General features: G+C 54.8%; 21 protein-coding genes. 13 read left to right on the top strand and 8 right to left on the bottom strand.

All coding sequences use genetic code 11. From position 1 onward, the window contains the following. The first annotated feature begins 827 nt into the window (after positions 1–827). Both ACR0AC_RS14665 and ACR0AC_RS14660 read left to right on the top strand, forming a co-directional pair. Complete coding sequence (locus ACR0AC_RS14665) at positions 828–1091, top strand: helix-turn-helix domain-containing protein (protein ID WP_480874357.1); 264 nt, start codon at positions 828–830, stop codon at positions 1089–1091. A 255-nt stretch (positions 1092–1346) separates the two neighbouring features. Further along, positions 1347–2207 carry an Abi family protein gene (locus ACR0AC_RS14660; protein WP_480874354.1) on the top strand — a complete coding sequence of 287 codons (861 nt, stop codon included), beginning with the start codon at positions 1347–1349 and terminating at the stop codon, positions 2205–2207. 427 nt (positions 2208–2634) lie between these two features. On the opposite strand, the gene ACR0AC_RS14655 is transcribed toward ACR0AC_RS14660, so the two are convergent. Further along, positions 2635–3195 (bottom strand): hypothetical protein, encoded by a 561-nt coding sequence (locus ACR0AC_RS14655; RefSeq protein WP_480874351.1) that lies wholly within the window; start codon positions 3193–3195, stop codon positions 2635–2637. Positions 3196–3514: 319 nt separating this feature from the next. Between ACR0AC_RS14655 and ACR0AC_RS14650 the strand changes: the two genes are divergently transcribed. The 7 genes from ACR0AC_RS14650 to ACR0AC_RS14620 all read left to right on the top strand — a co-directional run bounded on the left by ACR0AC_RS14650 (position 3515) and on the right by ACR0AC_RS14620 (position 7699). Next, positions 3515–3739, top strand: coding sequence for a hypothetical protein (locus ACR0AC_RS14650; protein WP_480874350.1), 225 nt, complete (start codon positions 3515–3517; stop codon positions 3737–3739). A gap of 11 nt (positions 3740–3750) precedes the next feature. Then, on the top strand, positions 3751–4446 hold the full coding sequence (locus tag ACR0AC_RS14645; protein WP_480874349.1) for a hypothetical protein: 696 nt from the start codon (positions 3751–3753) through the stop codon (positions 4444–4446). A 19-nt stretch (positions 4447–4465) separates the two neighbouring features. Next, the gene (locus tag ACR0AC_RS14640; protein ID WP_480874347.1) at positions 4466–4840 is read left to right on the top strand and encodes a hypothetical protein; all 375 of its coding nucleotides are present in this window, start codon (positions 4466–4468) and stop codon (positions 4838–4840) included. A 58-nt stretch (positions 4841–4898) separates the two neighbouring features. After that, entirely contained in the window at positions 4899–5390 is a 492-nt protein-coding gene (locus tag ACR0AC_RS14635; protein WP_480874345.1) for a hypothetical protein, read from the top strand. A gap of 125 nt (positions 5391–5515) precedes the next feature. Continuing rightward, on the top strand, positions 5516–5758 hold the full coding sequence (locus ACR0AC_RS14630; RefSeq protein WP_480874343.1) for a hypothetical protein: 243 nt from the start codon (positions 5516–5518) through the stop codon (positions 5756–5758). 330 nt (positions 5759–6088) lie between these two features. After that, positions 6089–6448, top strand: a complete 360-nt coding sequence (locus ACR0AC_RS14625) for a hypothetical protein (RefSeq protein ID WP_480874340.1) — start codon at positions 6089–6091, stop codon at positions 6446–6448. Positions 6449–6982: 534 nt separating this feature from the next. Then, the gene (locus tag ACR0AC_RS14620; protein WP_480874337.1) at positions 6983–7699 is read left to right on the top strand and encodes a suppressor of fused domain protein; all 717 of its coding nucleotides are present in this window, start codon (positions 6983–6985) and stop codon (positions 7697–7699) included. A 44-nt stretch (positions 7700–7743) separates the two neighbouring features. Here ACR0AC_RS14620 and ACR0AC_RS14615 read toward each other — a convergent pair whose 3' ends face one another. From ACR0AC_RS14615 to lepA, 6 genes are all read right to left on the bottom strand, one after another. After that, positions 7744–8616 (bottom strand): competence protein CoiA family protein, encoded by an 873-nt coding sequence (locus ACR0AC_RS14615; RefSeq protein ID WP_480874335.1) that lies wholly within the window; start codon positions 8614–8616, stop codon positions 7744–7746. A gap of 1077 nt (positions 8617–9693) precedes the next feature. Further along, on the bottom strand, positions 9694–10143 hold the full coding sequence (locus ACR0AC_RS14610; RefSeq protein ID WP_170736980.1) for a hypothetical protein: 450 nt from the start codon (positions 10141–10143) through the stop codon (positions 9694–9696). A gap of 129 nt (positions 10144–10272) precedes the next feature. After that, on the bottom strand, positions 10273–10593 hold the full coding sequence (locus tag ACR0AC_RS14605) for a hypothetical protein (RefSeq protein WP_480874331.1): 321 nt from the start codon (positions 10591–10593) through the stop codon (positions 10273–10275). Positions 10594–10700: 107 nt separating this feature from the next. Then, positions 10701–10859, bottom strand: coding sequence for a hypothetical protein (locus ACR0AC_RS14600; protein ID WP_480874328.1), 159 nt, complete (start codon positions 10857–10859; stop codon positions 10701–10703). A gap of 232 nt (positions 10860–11091) precedes the next feature. After that, complete coding sequence (locus tag ACR0AC_RS14595; RefSeq protein WP_480874326.1) at positions 11092–11799, bottom strand: DUF4145 domain-containing protein; 708 nt, start codon at positions 11797–11799, stop codon at positions 11092–11094. A 76-nt stretch (positions 11800–11875) separates the two neighbouring features. Beyond that, entirely contained in the window at positions 11876–13675 is a 1800-nt protein-coding gene (gene lepA / locus ACR0AC_RS14590) for a translation elongation factor 4 (protein ID WP_170454113.1), read from the bottom strand. Positions 13676–13746: 71 nt separating this feature from the next. Here lepA and ACR0AC_RS14585 point away from each other — a divergent pair, with 71 nt between their 5' ends. The 3 genes from ACR0AC_RS14585 (at position 13747) to ACR0AC_RS14575 (ending at position 16662) form a co-directional block, all read left to right on the top strand. After that, the gene (locus ACR0AC_RS14585; protein ID WP_480874323.1) at positions 13747–15216 is read left to right on the top strand and encodes a hypothetical protein; all 1470 of its coding nucleotides are present in this window, start codon (positions 13747–13749) and stop codon (positions 15214–15216) included. A 119-nt stretch (positions 15217–15335) separates the two neighbouring features. Continuing rightward, positions 15336–15644 (top strand): hypothetical protein, encoded by a 309-nt coding sequence (locus ACR0AC_RS14580; protein WP_480874320.1) that lies wholly within the window; start codon positions 15336–15338, stop codon positions 15642–15644. A 64-nt stretch (positions 15645–15708) separates the two neighbouring features. After that, the gene (locus ACR0AC_RS14575) at positions 15709–16662 is read left to right on the top strand and encodes a LysR family transcriptional regulator (protein ID WP_480874318.1); all 954 of its coding nucleotides are present in this window, start codon (positions 15709–15711) and stop codon (positions 16660–16662) included. Here ACR0AC_RS14575 and ACR0AC_RS14570 read toward each other — a convergent pair. Beyond that, complete coding sequence (locus ACR0AC_RS14570) at positions 16659–17102, bottom strand: low molecular weight protein-tyrosine-phosphatase (RefSeq protein ID WP_480874314.1); 444 nt, start codon at positions 17100–17102, stop codon at positions 16659–16661. The genes ACR0AC_RS14575 and ACR0AC_RS14570 overlap by 4 nt on opposite strands. 28 nt (positions 17103–17130) lie before the next feature. On the opposite strand from ACR0AC_RS14570, the gene ACR0AC_RS14565 reads away from it, so the two are divergent. Further along, entirely contained in the window at positions 17131–17823 is a 693-nt protein-coding gene (locus tag ACR0AC_RS14565; protein ID WP_170736964.1) for an NAD-dependent deacylase, read from the top strand. The last annotated feature ends 41 nt before the right edge of the window (positions 17824–17864 follow it).

Raw genomic sequence — 17864 nt, 5'->3', positions numbered from 1 at the left:
AAGCCCACAGGCCCCAAATAGGCCCGTCAGGCACAATTAGCGGTTCGGATGCGACCATGCGTCAGACAGCCTGTTTGCCGCCCTGTGGTCCGCATATCGCCTCTGTGGGGGTGTCGGTATTAACGATACCCTTGCGGCGGCAGGAGTGGCCAACTTGGCCAAGCTTAGAGCGACCTTTGCCCGTTGCCCCATTAATGGTCTCTGGATGCAGCGCCTCATACGCCGCCTATTTTGGCGGGTTAAACTGCGAACGGTGTTCGGTGTTTAGCGGGCTTAATTCTCAGCCGGTTATTACGGCCCAGTCGTAAAAGGTGACACTCAATCACCTTTCCGCAGGTTCTCGCATGAATACAGGCGGTTGCGCATCTTAAAATGGGGGTGCGCAAATTTGCGCATGCTCATACGTGCCCCGCCGTTGGTGGATGGCCTCAATTACGGAAAATCCCGCAATTAGCACGTCCCCCATTGGGGGTTGTCTAGCCGGAACTGCCAGTTCCACCAAGAAACCCCAACCGTCTGTGCGTGCAGACTCTTGGCAAATGTCGGCGCGCGCCGACAATCTTCGGACATGGCAACGGCAGGTTTCGGAACAAGTTGTTCCAATACTCGTCCCCCTAATTAGGAGGTTGGAACCAATCCCGTGTAGCGGATGTAGCAGATGTAGCAGGGGGTAACCGTCGAAACTGAGTTTTTCTGTTTAGCGGTTTTAGCGAGTTTAGCAGGCCCCTACCGTCGATTTCAGGCATTCCCCTCGCCGGGGAATCGTTGCTGTTTTTCGGGTTGTGTTGTCAGTTGCAGTCTACGGACTCACTTGAGGGCTCAAGCCGATGACCAAACTACTGACCATCGAACAGGCAAGCAAACTGCTGAACGTGCCAAAGGGATCGCTACGCGCCGCCGCCGAGGAACATGGTTTCTTGGTTCGCATAGGTCGAGCCGTGCGCATTGACCAAGACCAACTCGGGGATCTGGTTGAGAAGTGCAAAGAGCCGCCTATAAGCCGTTCTTTTTTGATATCTCGGGTGGCATTCACCGTCGATCCGATGAACAGACCGCCTACGCGTCAGCAAAGAGTGCAGCAGATGCACTAAAGAAGCTTGGAAAGCAGTAAAAGAAGGCTTAGCTGAGAACACTACTCATTTATTGTTTTGATAAGCGCCCACTTTTAACTTGATAGTAACCCGACCAGTTCATATATTTTTATTAACAACACCCCCCAGGCGACCAACCGCAAGGTTGAGCTCAATACCGGGGGGTTACTTATTTTTAGGCCACGGATTGATTTGAGATTTAACAAAGCCCCTTCAACTGTCGAAGAACAAACGCGCCTTCTAGTGCAGCGCGGCATGACAATCAGCGACCGATCCGAAGTGAGCAGATGGCTTGAGACGGTGGGCTATTACCGCCTAAGTGCTTACTGGTTGCCATTTGAGCACCCTCCCGAAGGCGGGCGCGCCCGGAGCAAACTTTTTTTGGACGGGACAACGTTTGAAAGAGTTCGTGACCTCTATGTTTTTGACCGCAAACTTCGGTTGCTGTTGCTTGAAGCTATTGAGCGGATTGAAATTAACCTGCGGTCGCGCTGGACCTATCACATGTCCCATGCCCACGGGCCACACGCCCATCTGAACCATCTTTTGTTTAAAGGGGGGACTTTCCATCCTGAACAATTGGCAAGGCTCGCCAGGGCCGTGGATAGGTCCGATGAAGTATTCATTCACCATTACAAAAACAAATACACAGAGCCATACTCGCCGCCGCTTTGGTCGGTAACGGAGCTCATGAGTCTCGGGGAGCTAAGCAAGTGGTTCCAAGCAACGAACGACCAAAGCATTAAGTCCGAGATAGGTAGAGAACTGGGACTTCCAACGCGTGAGGCTACGGAGGGTGTTCTTCAAGTGCTTTCGTTGGTTAGAAATGTATGCGCCCATCATTCGCGCTTGTGGAACAGGCGCTTCGTCAAACGGATTCCCAATATTAGGCGGTTTAGAAGTGACCTCGTCGTTGAGGTAAATGACGGCCAAAAGCAACTCTCGAACCGAATTTATAACACCATGGCTGTCTTGCAGCAGATGCTGCACAACCAGGCGACAGACAGTTCGTTCCCTGAGCGCCTAAAGTCGTTAGTTGATGAGGTTCAAGATGACGACAGACTGGCAATGGGATTTCCCGATGACTGGCGTGACAGACCGGCGTGGAACCTTTGAGTTCAAGACCGAAGGGAGCCGAAACAGCCGCTTATTCGTCCAACTTAAAGCCAGGGTCGCCGGTTTCGTCTATGAATACGAGCAATCAGGCTATCTCCGTTTGGGCCATGGCAGTGGTTTTCGCGGCCCTCCCCAAGCTGCGTCTGCGCTTGCGCATGCGTCATCATCTTCATCTAGGTAAGGCAACCGGTCTGCATACGCGTCGAGGTCGCGGATGTCGTACAATCTGTTCGCGCCAGATACCTTCACGGGAATATCCAAAGTTCGAAGCTTCGAGGCAGATACTCCAAGGTAATGGGCGGCTGCCTTCGCCTGCATCAGGCGGGGTGGGAACTGAAACGTCACTTTAAAACCTGTCTTTTGGTTTTCTTACGCGAGGGCAGTCCAAGGGCGCGCCGAATGCATGTTCACCCATGCGCCCAATGCCTCAACTCAAGTCTTTGACTATGATGAATGGGAGCACAGTTATGCTTTCGTTCAGAAGCGCCTCGTTGCCTGTTGTTCGAACTGCGATAACTGCGTTCGGAACACTTAGAAAATAGTAAACCGGACCAGGAGGGGGTCTCAAACTAGAGCTCGATAATTGAAATCGCCAAGATCCTTTAGTCAGGTCCGCCTGCAGGAAGGTATCAGTTGCATCTGCGGCGCTCGAATCTATTTCGCATTCGCTGAATTGGTCGCAGTGCTTCAACCAAGAAACAAAGCGAGCAATGTGTTCTGGAACGTCTTTGACCGGCTCAACCATTCCATTGACCAACGAGAGTTTTCCGTTGGACTTCACCCCAACTCCAATTGAACCCTTGTCGCTTGCCACAACGAGCTCGACGCCCGGCCTGCATTGGACCGTCAATTGGGTGGCTTCATTCGGTGTCCAAACCACAGCGCATTCTGGCGATGTGTTTTGTGGAAAGGACGGAAAAGTCTCTTGAGCATGCAGGTGGCTTGCCGCCAGCAGTAGCGCCAAGGCAGGTAAAGCGGTTGCCGTCATCACCGACCACCTTTCTTCACCAAAACCACCCCAACCCCGCTTGCTTTGTCGCCCTCGTCAAGGAACTGAATGCCTTGTGCTTCCAATGTGGTTCGTATTGCCTCTACTGTCTCTTGTCGCCCCCCAATTTCTCCGGATGACGCCTCCAGCCTCTTGATAGTAGGAACCGAGATTCTGGACGCATTGGCCAAGTCAGTTTGTGACCACTGCAATAAGGCTCTCGCGGCTTTGACCTGCTCTATTGATACTTTTAGTATTGACACCTATATACCCCTATGCTGATACTTTTAGTATTAATACTAAATCGGAGGAAACAGCAATGACTGAACAACGCGCCAGCGCGAACCGTGGAACTGTGCCTAAGGCCAAGGACGAAATCGTAACCGACGCATTGACCCTGAAAGGCCTAGCGAAAGCACTGGACGCGCTAACGTGGGAAGGTATCCCAGCGGACTGGGGGCCAACCGCTGCTCTAATCCGTACCATCAACCAGCAGGCGACAGAGCATTTCGAAGACCTTGCCCGCCAGCCAGAAACACCCTGAAAGGAGCCGATATGATTGACCGTCGAACCCTCATTCAATCCGCCCCTGTTGCCGCCCTGTCCATCGGCGCAACAGCCGCAGCCTCGGACACCACAGACCCGCATATCGCGTGGGTCGCAGAACATAAGGCGGGGTTCCAGAGTGTTTTCGCACCTGATGCGCCCGACCTTGAAGCCAACAACCCTGTCTGGGTTCAGTGCAAGGAACTTGAAAGGAAGATATGCCGGACACCGGCCAGCACCCCAGAGGGTGCGGCGGCGCAGCTTGAGTTTGCCCTGAGCGATGAGGCCAACTTTGATTTGGTTGGCGGTGTTGCTGGTGACTTGGACGGCCAAGTGCTGGACAACGTTCTGGGCACGCTTCAATCCTTGTCGGGGAAAGTAGGCCGTCCTACCGCGCTAGGCGCAATCGCAGAGGCCACACCCATTGAGCGGCTGTTCTCACGCTGGGAAACGGCACACGCTGAATATGAGCGACTGGCCGAAGAAGGCGATACAAACGGGAAAGGCCGGGGCTATGAACGCGAAGTCGTTGATCCGGCCTATCTCGCGATGGTGGAAATTGAATCCGAGATAATGGAACAGCCCATCGAAGGCCCGCGCGACCTTGCCGTGAAAGTCGTTATCGCCCTGCGCGTAGAGGGTGCCCACGATGAAAACCAGTATCGCACCCTGAACATTGACGCGCTGCGGCTTCTGAGCGTCTGAGATATGAAAGGGGGATAACATGCCGGGCTTTCCAACAATCCCAACCGACACGAATGAGAAGCCCATCCCTGACAACTTGGTTGATGAAATCATAGAACGGATGAGCGAGCTTGATATTGAAGACACTGCACTGGTCGCCCTGAAAATCCATGCACTACGTAGAGATGATGAAAAGCTCAGCACGGGCCTAGACAACTATGCTCTCACGCCCAGGCAGGACAAAGAAGATGTGTCATGCGAAATCGATTTTGACTTGCTCGCACGTTTGAAGTCGATTTGCGATGAGAACGAGGTAGTGTACTGGGGCCGGGTGATTTGCCATAGCGCGTTGCGCGGCGACGAACGTAGGGTTGAAGCAATTCAGGGTTTGATGCGTAGCCGAGTGGCAAACTGAGGTTGCTCCACCAACGGGCGCGGGACTAACTGCGCCCTTTTCTTTTGTGAGATTTGATATGAGCTATTACAGCGTCAACCGCCACTGGTCCGACCAGTTCTTGCCCGAGATAAAGAGCATCATCGGCAGCCACATCCTTCAGGCTGCGCCAGATCCGCTGGACCACTTCCAAGCCACGGATTTGTTGATGCTGGATGCCAAGGACATGCGTATAGCGGCCAGGGTCAGAAGGCACGGTTACGCCGACCGATACCCGCACCAATTCACCATCCGGGCCAAGCTACCGACAGGTGCTGAGACGGAGCTGTCCAAGATAGTGAACGGCCACGGAGACTGGATGTTCTACGGCCATGCGGGGCCAGACGGGCATACTATCCTGAGCTGGTGGCTCATTGACCTCAAGGCGTTCAGGGCGGCGCTGATACGGCATAGGACCACTGGGGCGCACTTGCTCATGGGTGACAAACGCAACGCGGATGGGACGTGCTTCAAGTGGTTCGATATACGGTCGTTTCCGAAGGACCCGCCGTTGGTGGTGGCGCGGGGTTGAGCGCGATGCCACGTCTCCAACCTGACGGTATTTCATTTTAGGGTGTCGTTTAGGGTCCAATATGCGGTTTACCTTCATAGTCACCATGTTAAGTCTTGGGATCAGGTAAGTATCTGGAAGCCCATATGATTTGGAATATTATTGACAATCGGACACGAAGGTATCGCTGGCGTTCCGTCAACGCAGTAATTGAAAATGTAGAGCACGACAATTCCGTGGAAGATACTGATATCTTTGACGAGCAGAACGACTTAGCTCCACTTTATGAGAGTAAGAAAGGGGTTCTGCTGCACGAAGCGATTGAATGGGCAGAACGCGAACCGGGAAAAGTTACGCTGTATCTCTACGACGAAGGTGCCGGTCTTTGAGTTTGAAAATATAGATGGCAGCTTTGTCCGCTTAGCGGACAACTGTCGAAGACAAGACGGACTTTGAAATGACAAGCCAATATGCAGGGATGACTGTCAATGAGCGCCTTGTTGTGAGTGGATTGATGGTCTCATACCAGCAAACCCTAGTTCGAGGGGATTTTGTAAAGGCTGCGGAAATCCTACGCAGGGTTGGTTTAGACGGAGAGAACGTTCGCGTAATTCTGGAAAAAGAAGGTAGCGATAAGCCGTAGCGCAAATCTTGGAGCGGTGCGGCTAGAGTGTCCACCATCCCTTGCGTCCAATATTCCGACACGGTAACGCTCTGTCATGTTCCACATCTATTGCAACGAAAAACTAATCGGAACTTCGGCCCTAGAGAATGGAGACCCACCAATGGGTTGCGCCGAGGGTGTATTCATCGCCGAGGAAGGTTTCAGAGACTTCCGAGCAAACATCGCACCTGAACCTGACTATGATCCGGCCATTAATCGTTGGGTCGGATTATCTGTGCGCACTGTAGATGGTGCCGAGCTCGAATGTTCAGATGTAGTCCTTTTTGAGTACGATTTTGGTGAGCAAAAAGAACTCCAAATCGATGTCTTGGGAATTCCACACCCTCGGTATGAGGAATTGTTCCCTGGACGTCACTCTGACTATGAGTTGAGCCTGGGCGAGGGTAAATCCTGAAGCTGCAAGCGACAGCAATGACTGGTTTATAGCCCAAACCCAAACTCCATTGCGCAACCAAACGCATATCGGCTACAGCTCGTTCTCAGTACGAATAGGGGGCAAGGATTTGAGACTAAGAATTTCCCTGGTACTTGAGACCGAGATTGAGAAGAACGCTCTGGCGGTTGTGTCTCGTCTCAATAGTCTCATCTCAGCCGGTTCTCCGAAACTAGAGAAATATCCTAAAGGCGGCACTAAAGCTTTGCTTGAAAAGGACTTGTCAGAGACCAGTTGGCCAGATGCCTTTTTGACGGGGATGACCTTAGCCCAGTCCTTCGGGCACTCTTGGACTGTCTTGGGTCGCGCAGACGAAGAGCTGAACCTTTTTGGAAGAGAGTTTTCGGTCACAGGTATCGAGTGGGCAGAACTCTCGATGGTTCGCTAGGACCTCAAGTTGGGCGCACCGGCGGCTTTGTCCGGTTTGAGTCTTTTTTGACGGTGCACCGTGAAGCGGCAAAAGTCAGATTTCGTTTAGGCGTTAGGACAAGAGAATTGGACATAAGAACGTACAAGACGCGATTTACGCCGGATTCTTCTCCAGGTTGGGATGCTATAGACGAGCATTTGGTCGCCTGTTTCGGTCGCGCTGAACCGGACTTCCACTTTGGAACGACCCACCGATTTGCGTTGGGCGGACAAGACCCGCTAGACGGCATAAGCGTCTACATCCGCCGCGATCCAAATCATTTGCACTTTGTATCTTATGGCCTGTCCAACCTGTATTACGATGAAGAAGCTGTAGACGGAGAATACAGTGGTTGGGGTTTCGAACTGACATTCCGTCTTGCGTTGGAGGCTTCTGAACTGCCCAACGAGGCGACAGAAGTTCCGCATTGGCCAATGAGTCTCATGCAGAACCTTGCCCGCTATGTCTACAATTCTCAAAAGTGGTTTGAAGCCGGTCATTACATCGATGCGAAAGGCCCAATCAAAGCGGATGCAACCACTGACAAGACCGCCATCGTTTTTTGTAGCGACCCAGAACTAACCTCGGCAGAGACGCCGCATGGACGTTTGGATTTCTTGCAGATTGTCGGCATAACGTCGGATGAGCTTGGCGGTCTCCAATCGAATTCGCTATCCGCCGAATCCCTGTTGGACAAAAAAACTACAAGTCAGCCGCTTCTAATCACGTCACTCGCTCAGGATTGGAATCGCAGTTTTCTCCCTGTGGTCCGTGACAGCAGTGTATCCCCGACCGTTCAATGACGGCGGAAAACGGCGAAACCTGCCCTTAGGCTTTTGCATCGATCCTAAAACCCGCCAGGGAATTTCTTGTAGTGCCTCGTGCTTTCAACCGTCGCATCGCAGTAAAGGTCGTCGCCAGCGAAACAGAGAGCGTGTTTGCAGTAGAGGCAATAGTTGAGCCAGTAGACTTTCCCCTGGAAAGCCTGCCGCTTTGCTGCGGACCTCCATCCGTTTCTTGGTAAATTGTCCAACAGTGCCTTCGTCGGAAGCGGACAAGAAACTACACCACCAGAGGTTTTTCTTGTGCAGCCTGCAAGCCGCTTTGTAGCCTTTGCGTTATAGAGCCATTTCTTCTGTTCGCCGCACTCGATGACGCGCCGTTTGATTTCTTCTTTTGGGGCATCATGCGGTAGTTCCGATACATCAACTTCGAGCGCCGACACTTTCATGGCTTCGTACTGCAGCGCTTTTTCTTCACTAACCGCGTGAGTGACCAGGATTTCGATGCACAGCGTGTGACCACTGGATGAGGCAGTCACGTCAGGAATGATACGTCCCAGACCTCGTTCCAGTTCCACTGTGTCAAATTGAACGCGCTTGGAGGCCGCGACAATATCGTGACCTTGTGGCCAATGACACCTACTCCCTTGATGTAGCCCGTCTGCAACGACAACCTCAGGGAGGACCATTTCCCGTGCCTCAGCAATCACGTCCTTGCATGCAAGGTGCAACGCGCTCTCACCGAGGCGAGTACAATCGACTTTCTGAGCGTGGGCGAAATGATGTATCCGCCGCTTACCCTTCCTCGCAATCAACTGCCCACCGCAACTCGGGCAGACGCAATCGCATGCTAACCCTCGCTCAACCTCACTTATGTGAACGGCCTTGCCATTCTTGCTCGCCCAGCCAGTGTTGTCCCAATTCGACAAGCTATCCATTGCGTTGCTCAATTCGTACCATCAGGAAAGTACCTACGCAGCGATACTAAGCAGGGGCGCTCAGCGTGGCTAGCTCGTTGGCCTCTACTTCAAAGGTGACCATTCCATTCCACAAGGATGGAAATAAACGGGGCTTTCTGCTGGTTGTCGGTTGCGTATCCTCAAACTGAGGAACCGGCGCGCTGCTTTAGAATGATGGAAAAGGCGCGGAGCGGCCTTGAAACCAGCATGAACGAATTTGCGTCCACATCGGCTGCCGTCAAAATTGAATTGTAGGGCAAAATGTTGGGCATTGACTGCAATCGACGGGGTAAATCGAATGCAATCAACATGTTAAGGAGATATTGTGGTAGCCTGTATGGAACCCTGATCTGGAATAGGAAAAGGCGTCAGGTGCGCAGACGCGGTCTTTGCATGCATCCTTTCGGACACTCCTGACGCCTTACCGGTCCGACTTGCCCCGAGGGGTGCATCGATCCAGTTACCTCAGCCCCTTGCGAAACTGCGGCTGCCGCTTTGAACCCGAAGGCCTCCGCAGCGCGCCTGAACCGTTTAAGACGTTGATCTCTCACCACTGGGCGGACACCCAACACTGACCGATCACCGCCTGGCAAACCTTTGCAAACTAAACAAAATCCTAAGATCTGCTCAACTTGCTCCGGCCACCTTGGCCCTTGCGCCCCGCCGCCCTATCCGAAGAAGTGCTGCGGTAATAAGACTGTTACATTGCGCCCTGTTTCCGGCAAGAAAATAGCACTGCAGCATGGAAATTAGACGGGGATAACCTGTTGATATCTGGCTGGAGGGCGATGTGGATAAATCGAGAAGTTTTGCAACCGCGCAGGCTTGGTGCCGGAAAAGTCGAAACACCGGACGCAGGCCCAAAAATCACCCGATGCTGCAGGTGCGAACTTGAAAACAGACGGTCACGCAGCCGAATCCACCCCAAAACCGCCCCGAATCGAACGACTCGGGGCCGTTGATCTGAGAAGCGTTCCGACCTGACCTTAGCTACCTATTACAGGCCGCCGGAATGGACGGCAGGTACCCCCTACATGCGATCAGGCCGGAAACGCTTCAGTTCACCTGTCGTTCCAGAACGGTGCTGTAGGTCGTTCCGGTCCGCAGGCTACGGAAATCCGCATAGATCCTGCCATCCTCATAGCGCGCATCGATCAGCGCGTTCACACCGACGGCTGGCTCGGCCGAGCTTTCGACGATCCCGATCTTGCCCGAGCCGTCCTGACTGATCGAACCGGTCGCCTCATACAACGTCCAGTCATCCATCGCATTGCGCCGCCACATGCTGGGCCCCCAGAACACGTTCTCCTGCTGCGTCTGGATCTCCAGCACCCATTCCGACTGGTTGAACCGAGGCGCATCGCCCGTGGCCGCGTTTGACGGCGACACGGTGGTCTGGCTGGCCGTCCAGGTGCCGCGCAGATCGGGCGTGGTGTCGGCAGCCGCGCTGCCAAGGGCGAGGGTCGAGGCCAAAGCGGCCGCTCCGGCAGTCATATATCTGGTCATGGTCTCTCCTCCGTCAGATCGTGGCCGTCAATGGCCTTGTCGAACAGATTGGGAGGGGGAGAGGCGGTTACAACTTACCTAAAGGAAACTTAACGGCGGGCTCAGCTTGGCGTTAGGTGACGCGCGCCCTCAGGCCCAGGCCAGCGCGGTGCCGAGGATGACCAGGCTGATGCCAAGGACCTCACGATACGAGAAATTCTCGCCGAACAGGAAATACGAGGCGACGGCGATCAGGATGACCTCAGCCCCCAGAATGCCGGTGTAGATGATGCCCAACCGCTCCTCGCGCAGAGCAGCGAGTTCCAGCGTCGCGCCCGCCAGTAGCGTCGCGACGATCAACAGGCCGAGGCCAACACCCGGGATTTTCCACCAGAACTTCATCGCGATCATGGCCACGGAATAGAGCCCCGCCGACCCGAGGGCGATGATGGGGATCATGGATGTGGACATTTGGGCCTCCTGCAGAGGGTTCCGTTGGGTCAAGTGTAGCAGGAGGATGGGGTTGGGGCTGTGAGGTGGTTCACAGTGCCACTCGCTTTTGACGAACAGCGATTTGGCTATTTCTTCCTGAACTCAGAAAACAGAATGCCCAAGCTGACAAGAAATACGATGGCGGCTGTAGGCCAGATACTCTCGCCTTGCGTCACGACTCTTGAAAAATAAAGGAAAACTGCTGCAAGGACGATGGCAATGATTTTCCAAATCAATGAAGCCATCACTGTCTCACTGCCTCTTCGTGCTTTCGCTTTACGCATTCTGAAGGAACAAGCAGCAAGAGCCAATTGATTTTGAGGACTTCAGTACATCAGATTGTGGAGCGGAGGGCAGCGCCGGCCCGAGGGGAGGCGCAAACGCGCCGCCCCATGGGGGCGGGTCGGCGCGGCCCCGGCGGTGCCGCCGGGCGGGACACAATCTTAATTTCCGATTCCCATTTGGATCGGCGGAACTTCAGTTTTCACGCCTTGCCGCTCGACGAGCTTCGGCCAGTTCAACCCGCTTGGGTTCAGTGTAAAGTCTGCGCATTAGCTCAAAACAGAAGTCATGAAGATCATGCGCATCTTCCTTCGTAAGCGTCCCATCATGAGCTCCATCATTGCCGTCTTGCTGGATACACTCAGCAAGCCCTTGCAGATCAGCAGGCAGCCGCTGTTCGTCAAACAGCCACTGGGTTCTAAGACCAAGACTACGACGAATTCTAGCAGGAGGATCTCCATCGATTGGCAGCAAGGCTTTTGTCGCCATGTCCAACGCCAAGCGGTACATCGCGGCCGCTGCATTCCAACACTCTGTTGCTAGACAAGCGTTTCCTTCGCGAATAACGGTATCAATTTCTTCCGGGACATGCTCAGGTGGAGCAGATTGCACCCTGTCACGAAGGGTGATATTGCGTTCAAATTTAACAATATCATTCAATGAACCGCCATAAGAACTCAATAAATTCTGACTTCGAACACCACCAAAGAACCTATCCAGCTCGCGGTTTGAACTCCTTCGGGAAACGATTTTCACGCTCATGGAGTGGCAGCTTCTACACACGCCAGAAATCTCAACAATTTGCATCCAATTGTGACGAACCGCGACCACCACACTAGAATGGACGTCATGGGTGGAAAGAACTGCTCCGCACCGAGGGCAATCCACTACAAACTCAGCCATTTATTGCTCTTTCAAAAGTTCTTTTTGTACAGGCTACGAAGCTCTTGTGAAAACACAACCGGTTAGGTCGCTGCACCTAGCTATCCATTTTCAACGCGCTAATAAACGCCTCCTGCGGGATATCCACCTTCCCGAACTGGCGCATCTTCTTCTTACCCGCCTTCTGCTTGTCCAGCAGTTTGCGTTTCCGTGTGGCGTCGCCTCCGTAGCACTTCGCGGTCACGTCCTTGCGCAGCGCCGAGAGGGTCTCGCGGGCGATGACCTTGCCTCCGATGGCGGCCTGGATCGGGATTTTGAACATGTGGCGCGGGATCAGGTCCTTGAGCTTTTCGCACATCGCCCGGCCCCGCATCTCGGCCCGGTCGCGGTGAACCATGGTCGACAGCGCGTCGACGGGTTCGTCATTCACCAACACCGACATCTTGACCAGATTATCCTCGGTATAGCCGGTCATCTGGTAGTCGAAGCTGGCATAGCCCTTGGTCACCGATTTCAGGCGGTCATAGAAGTCGAAGACGACCTCGTTCAGCGGCAGGTCATAGACGACCATGGCGCGGCTGCCCGCATAGGTCAGGTCCAGCTGGATGCCGCGGCGGTCCTGACAGAGTTTCAGCACGTCGCCGAGGTATTCGTCAGGCACCAGAATAGTCGCCTTGATGCGCGGCTCCTCAAGGTGGTCCACCTTGGACAGGTCCGGCATGTCGGCGGGGTTGTGCAGCTCGATCATCTCACCGTCTTTCATGTAGACGTGATAGATCACCGAAGGCGCGGTTGTGATGAGTTCGATATTATATTCGCGTTCGATGCGGTCGCGGATAACCTCAAGGTGCAGAAGGCCCAGGAAACCGCAGCGGAAGCCAAACCCCAGCGCGGCCGAGGTTTCCATTTCGTACGAGAACGAGGCGTCGTTCAGCGCCAGTTTCTCAATCGCGTCGCGCAGATCTTCGAATTCGGCGCTGTCCACGGGGAAGAGGCCGCAGAACACCACCGGCTGCGCGGGTTTGAAGCCGTCCAGCGCAACTTCGGTGCCGTTGCGATCATTGGTGATGGTGTCGCCGACGCGGGTGTCGCGGACCTGTTTGATGGATGCGGTCAGAAACCCGATCTCACCGGGGCCTAAGGACTCAACCATCTCCATCTCGGGCCGGAACACGCCGACGCGGTCGACGTGATGCAGGGTGCCGTTCGACATGAACTTGACCCGCATGCCCTTTTTCAGCGTGCCGTCCATGATGCGGACCAGAACGATCACGCCCAGATAGGCGTCGTACCACGAATCCACCAGCATCGCCTTGAGCGGCGCGTCCAGATTGCCCTGCGGCGCGGGCAGTTGGGTGACGATGGCCTCGAGCGTCTCGTGGATGCCCTGCCCCGTCTTGGCGCTGACCTGAATGGCGTCAGTGGCGTCGATGCCAATCACATCCTCGATCTGTTCGGCCACGCGGTCACAATCAGAGGCTGGCAGGTCGATCTTGTTCAGCACCGGCACGATCTCATGATCGGCGTCGATGGCCTGATACACATTCGCCAGCGTCTGCGCCTCGACCCCTTGGGTCGAGTCCACGACCAGCAGCGACCCCTCGACCGCGCGCATGGACCGGCTGACCTCATAGGCAAAGTCCACATGGCCGGGGGTGTCGATCAGGTTCAGCACGTATGCCTCGCCATTATCGGCGGTATAGTCGATGCGAACCGTGTTGGCCTTGATGGTGATGCCGCGTTCCCGCTCGATATCCATGCTGTCGAGCAGCTGCTCCTTCATGTCGCGATCCTTGACCGTTCCGGTCTCTTGGATGAGCCGGTCAGCAAGGGTGGATTTGCCATGGTCGATATGCGCGACGATGGAGAAATTGCGGATATGAGCGAGGTCTGTCATGGGTTGGGGATATGTAGAGGAATCGTGGGTTGGTCAAGCTCCGCTCAACACTTGAACTAGGGAAAACCGACATGATGGACGAACTGCCTAACAATACTGTCTTGTTCAGGCACGCTATGCGTCTTTTTCCTCTCGTTTTTAGGCACACTGTCGAAGATGACTATCCCATCTTCAAACTGCATGTATGCCGCACAATTATCAGTGCCTCCACCCTACTGAATTCGCCGACAAAAATGAGCACCGATCACAAGAGACTTATTGGGTTAGATGATCTTTTAGAAGAAGGGGAATACTCGCACCAGAAAGTGCTGAGAGATGTTTCTATTCCGACTTGGAGTAACAGTTCAACCAGCCAAAAAATGACCTGGCTGGAGGCCGCTCCGGTTAGTTCAGCAAAACGAGCTTTGGCCGCCACTTTGGGCACCGATCTAGATAACCAATTCATAATGCCGCTGCAAAATGAGATAGATTTTTTTGGTATACTCAAGGAGTTGAACAAAGACCTGTCTATTGATGAAGTTGAATTGAAGAAGCGCCCTCTCTGGGCCTCGAGACCTGGAGAAGCCGGCGAGGCGGAAGCTCTTCTAACTGTCGGCTTAGAATTTGCCAAACCCAGGGAAGAAGACAAATGGTCATTTTGGAGGGACTGGTACGCCGCCCATTTAGTCGGAGAACCGATGAACCCGGCTCTGGAGGAATGTATCGCATTTTTGCCAGACGAAGTCTGGGAGGCGGGTGTCGATGAGGTAGCACATGGAGTCGAGCGGATCAAAGCTGAGCTGCTTTCAAAAACACTCCCTCAGGCTGAAACGATCGAATACAATCAGGAAACTGAGCGGTTCTACGCCGTACCAATATCCGCTCAAAACTTGTCGCTTCTGTCCGCGACTCTAACCGCTGTTCATGACGCATTGGAAGATGCATTACACGGCGATAATGGCCTAACCATTCGTTCTAGCGAGTTCCGGAAAATCACACGTGTAGTTACTCGATATGGGAACGATCCCCAACAAGCGGAGTTGACCCTAACGACAGTTGCCAAAGGTCTCCGCAGACAAATTTATGAAACCTCGGAATTGCCCAATAACGTAGACAATCTCGCGTTACTCGACGCAGTCGAAGAAAGTGTGCGCGGTATACGAGCAAACCACCCTGAGGTGGCAGCTAATCGAGAACAACTTGCAAAGCAGGCTTTCGGAGAGCTACGAGATGAGGACATGCTGCTGCTGAGCAAAGCCCAGCCAATTTTGGCTGGTATCAGCGAGGGCGGCTTGGCCGAGGATTTTGCGGAAGACATTCCTTCACTTATCAACGATAGTTTATTACCGCTACCAAGTGGTGCCCCCCCTCTGCCTGGAACAGACGCCGCTACTCGCATATTTAGTCGAGTTTCGAAGATCGCATTGCTCATCGACAAAGCCGCAGATTTTCACGACAGCAAAGGTAACAAGGTGGTAAGTCTTGGAATGCAAGCGGTTGGTGTCTCCGGAGTATTGTATGCCGTCGTGCAACTAGGGTTGAAGCTTCTGGGTGTAGTCTGACCGGAAACAAACCGATGCAAATTTTGTGAATTGATTGAAAAGTCAGTTTGATTCATACTCCGCCGCAGACCGAGAGGGGCACAAGACCCGTCCGGGCAGGCAAAAAACGAGGCTCGAGTATGAAACAGTTCCTCCTAATCGCATTTTGTGCGGCATCGCTGACGGCGGTCGCTCCGGCAACGGACGCGTCGCAGATCAAACGGGCATGTCTGGCGTCAGATCGTCAGGCGGCGACGCGGGATCGGTGCAGTTGCATTCAACGCGTGGCGGATCAGGCTTTGACGCGCAGCGATCAGAAAACCGTCTCGAAGTGGTTTGAAGACCCCCATCAGGCGCAGGAATTGAAGATGTCGCGCACGGCGCGCGATGATGCGTTGTGGGATCGGTATCAGAACTTCGGCCAAATGGCGCAGGCGATCTGCAGCTAAACGCTTCCTCTTCTTGACCTGACGCCCGCTGCCCCTCAGAAAAGGCGCAGCGAAAGGACGTTGCATGGTAATGAAAGGGTTGACCCTGCGCGGTCTCGAAGTGTTCGAGGCGTTGGCGCGGACGGGATCGGTGGCGCAAGCGGCCGAGATCACGGGGCTCAGCCAGCCTTCGGTCAGCCAGCAATTGCGAAATCTGGAAAAGGCTCTGGGCACCGATCTGGTGGATCACGGGCGGCGGCCCATGCGTCTGACGCAGGCCGGGCGCAGCTTTCTGTCGCGGGCCGAAGCGGTTCTGGCCGAGTTGCAAATGGCGCAAAGCGAACTGACCGTGATGGACCTGGGGCATCTGACCACTCTGTCCATTGGCCTGATCGACGATTTCGACAATGACCTGACGCCACGGCTGGCCACCTTGCTGGCCGACAGCCTGACCCGGTCGAAATTCAAGCTGATTACCCTGCCCAGTCTGGACCTGTTTGCCGAGTTGGACGCGCAGCGACTGCATCTGGCGGTCTCGGCCCATAGCGGCGAAGTGCTGGAAGGTGTGGTCGAATACCCCCTGGTTCAGGATCCGTTCATTCTGGTGGCTCCCAACGGCGCAGGCTCAGCGGATGCCGTTGTGCAAGAGCTGCCATTCCTGCGCTATGCGCGCGAGCAACTGATCAGCCGCCAGATCGAAAGCCATGTGGCCCGACAACAGATGGAGTTCGAGGAACGGTTCGAGATCGGCTCGCATCTGGCGCTGATGGCCATGGTGGCGCGGGGGTTGGGCTGGGCGATCACGACACCGCTGGGCTATATGCGGGCGACGCGGTTCCATGATGATCTGCAGGCCCATCCCTGCCCGTTTGGCGCGTTTTCCCGGACAATCTCTCTGTTCACGCGGACCGATTGGTCCGATCAGGTTCCGCAAGAGGTCGCCGGGATGATGCGGCGTCTGATGCAAAGCCAGATCATCGATCCCGCCATGGCGAAACTGCCGTGGTTGAGCAGTCAGTTGAAGGTGATGGACGGCTAATCGCCCAAATGGTCCACAAGGCCGTCAACAGCGACCTCGATCAAATCCAAAGCCCCGTCGAAATCCCGCGTGTAGTAAGGGTCGGGCACGTGATCCGCCCCTGTCTGCGGTGCAAAATCTGTCAGCAGCCGTACAGGGGTCTCATTGCCTGAAGGACGCAGGGCTTCGATATCGGCGATGTTGTTCGCGTCCATCCCCACGATCAGATCGAACCGGTCAAAATCTTCAGCCACGAACTGGCGCGCGCGCAGATCGCTCAGGTCGATGTTGCGCGCGCGGGCGGTCTCTTGCATCGGGCCGTAAGGCGGGCTGCCGATATGCCAGCCCGAGGTTCCGGCACTGTCGGACTTGTGTTGAGGGGCACGGGCACGAAACACGCCTTCGGCCGCAGAGGACCGGCAGATATTGCCCAGACAGACAAAGAGGATACGGTGTGTCATGACTCATCTCATAACGCGCCGAGGATATATGGAAAAGATCGTCATTCTGACCGGGGCCGGTATTTCCGCCGAAAGCGGGCTCAGCACGTTTCGCGACGAAGATGGGCTTTGGGCGCAGCACCGGATTGAAGATGTCGCAACGCCCGAAGCCTTTGCCCGCAATCCGGCCCTGGTTCAGGGGTTCTACAACGCTCGCCGTGTTCAAGCCGCGCAGGTGCAGCCCAACGCGGCCCATCACGCTCTGGCCCGGCTTCAACGGGACTGGCCCGGCGAGGTCGTGATCGTGACGCAGAATGTCGATAGCCTGCACGAGGCCGGAGGGGCCGAGGGCGTCATCCACATGCACGGTCTTTTGGCTGGCGCGCTGTGCGCCTCTTGCGGACATCGCTGGACCGCGCCGCCCGAGATGGCCGTGGCCGAGCCCTGCCCGGCATGCAACGCCCCCGCCGCGCGGCCCGATGTGGTCTGGTTCGGTGAGATGCCCTATCACATGGATGACATCTTCGGCCATCTGGCGACAGCCTCGATCTTTGCTGCAATAGGAACATCCGGTCAGGTCTATCCCGCCGCTGCCTTTGTGAGCGAGGCGCAGGCATTCGGGGCGCATACGATCGAGATCAATCTCGAACCCACAGACAACAGCTTTGATGACAGGCTGGTCGGCAAGGCAACCGAAACTGTGCCGCTATGGGTTGATCGGCTGTTACAGGCCAAGACATAACAAACCATCTATAAGCGGACCACATAACCAAAGCGAGACCA

It is taken from the genome of Ruegeria sp. H7, from assembly GCF_056532945.1.
This window is presented reverse-complemented; position numbering and strand designations above follow the sequence as displayed.

Coding starts and splice junctions, on each gene's coding strand:
- ACR0AC_RS14650 (WP_480874350.1), top strand. CDS start 3,515: ATGACTGAACAACGCGCCAGCGCGAACCGTGGAACTGTGCCTAAGGCC.
- ACR0AC_RS14610 (WP_170736980.1), bottom strand. CDS start 10,143: ATGACCAGATATATGACTGCCGGAGCGGCCGCTTTGGCCTCGACCCTC.
- lepA (WP_170454113.1), bottom strand. CDS start 13,675: ATGACAGACCTCGCTCATATCCGCAATTTCTCCATCGTCGCGCATATC.
- ACR0AC_RS14600 (WP_480874328.1), bottom strand. CDS start 10,859: ATGGCTTCATTGATTTGGAAAATCATTGCCATCGTCCTTGCAGCAGTT.
- ACR0AC_RS14615 (WP_480874335.1), bottom strand. CDS start 8,616: ATGGATAGCTTGTCGAATTGGGACAACACTGGCTGGGCGAGCAAGAAT.
- ACR0AC_RS14625 (WP_480874340.1), top strand. CDS start 6,089: ATGTTCCACATCTATTGCAACGAAAAACTAATCGGAACTTCGGCCCTA.
- ACR0AC_RS14580 (WP_480874320.1), top strand. CDS start 15,336: ATGAAACAGTTCCTCCTAATCGCATTTTGTGCGGCATCGCTGACGGCG.
- ACR0AC_RS14565 (WP_170736964.1), top strand. CDS start 17,131: ATGGAAAAGATCGTCATTCTGACCGGGGCCGGTATTTCCGCCGAAAGC.
- ACR0AC_RS14660 (WP_480874354.1), top strand. CDS start 1,347: ATGACAATCAGCGACCGATCCGAAGTGAGCAGATGGCTTGAGACGGTG.
- ACR0AC_RS14595 (WP_480874326.1), bottom strand. CDS start 11,799: ATGGCTGAGTTTGTAGTGGATTGCCCTCGGTGCGGAGCAGTTCTTTCC.
- ACR0AC_RS14585 (WP_480874323.1), top strand. CDS start 13,747: ATGATGGACGAACTGCCTAACAATACTGTCTTGTTCAGGCACGCTATG.
- ACR0AC_RS14665 (WP_480874357.1), top strand. CDS start 828: ATGACCAAACTACTGACCATCGAACAGGCAAGCAAACTGCTGAACGTG.
- ACR0AC_RS14655 (WP_480874351.1), bottom strand. CDS start 3,195: ATGACGGCAACCGCTTTACCTGCCTTGGCGCTACTGCTGGCGGCAAGC.
- ACR0AC_RS14635 (WP_480874345.1), top strand. CDS start 4,899: ATGAGCTATTACAGCGTCAACCGCCACTGGTCCGACCAGTTCTTGCCC.
- ACR0AC_RS14570 (WP_480874314.1), bottom strand. CDS start 17,102: ATGACACACCGTATCCTCTTTGTCTGTCTGGGCAATATCTGCCGGTCC.
- ACR0AC_RS14605 (WP_480874331.1), bottom strand. CDS start 10,593: ATGTCCACATCCATGATCCCCATCATCGCCCTCGGGTCGGCGGGGCTC.
- ACR0AC_RS14575 (WP_480874318.1), top strand. CDS start 15,709: ATGGTAATGAAAGGGTTGACCCTGCGCGGTCTCGAAGTGTTCGAGGCG.
- ACR0AC_RS14640 (WP_480874347.1), top strand. CDS start 4,466: ATGCCGGGCTTTCCAACAATCCCAACCGACACGAATGAGAAGCCCATC.
- ACR0AC_RS14645 (WP_480874349.1), top strand. CDS start 3,751: ATGATTGACCGTCGAACCCTCATTCAATCCGCCCCTGTTGCCGCCCTG.
- ACR0AC_RS14630 (WP_480874343.1), top strand. CDS start 5,516: ATGATTTGGAATATTATTGACAATCGGACACGAAGGTATCGCTGGCGT.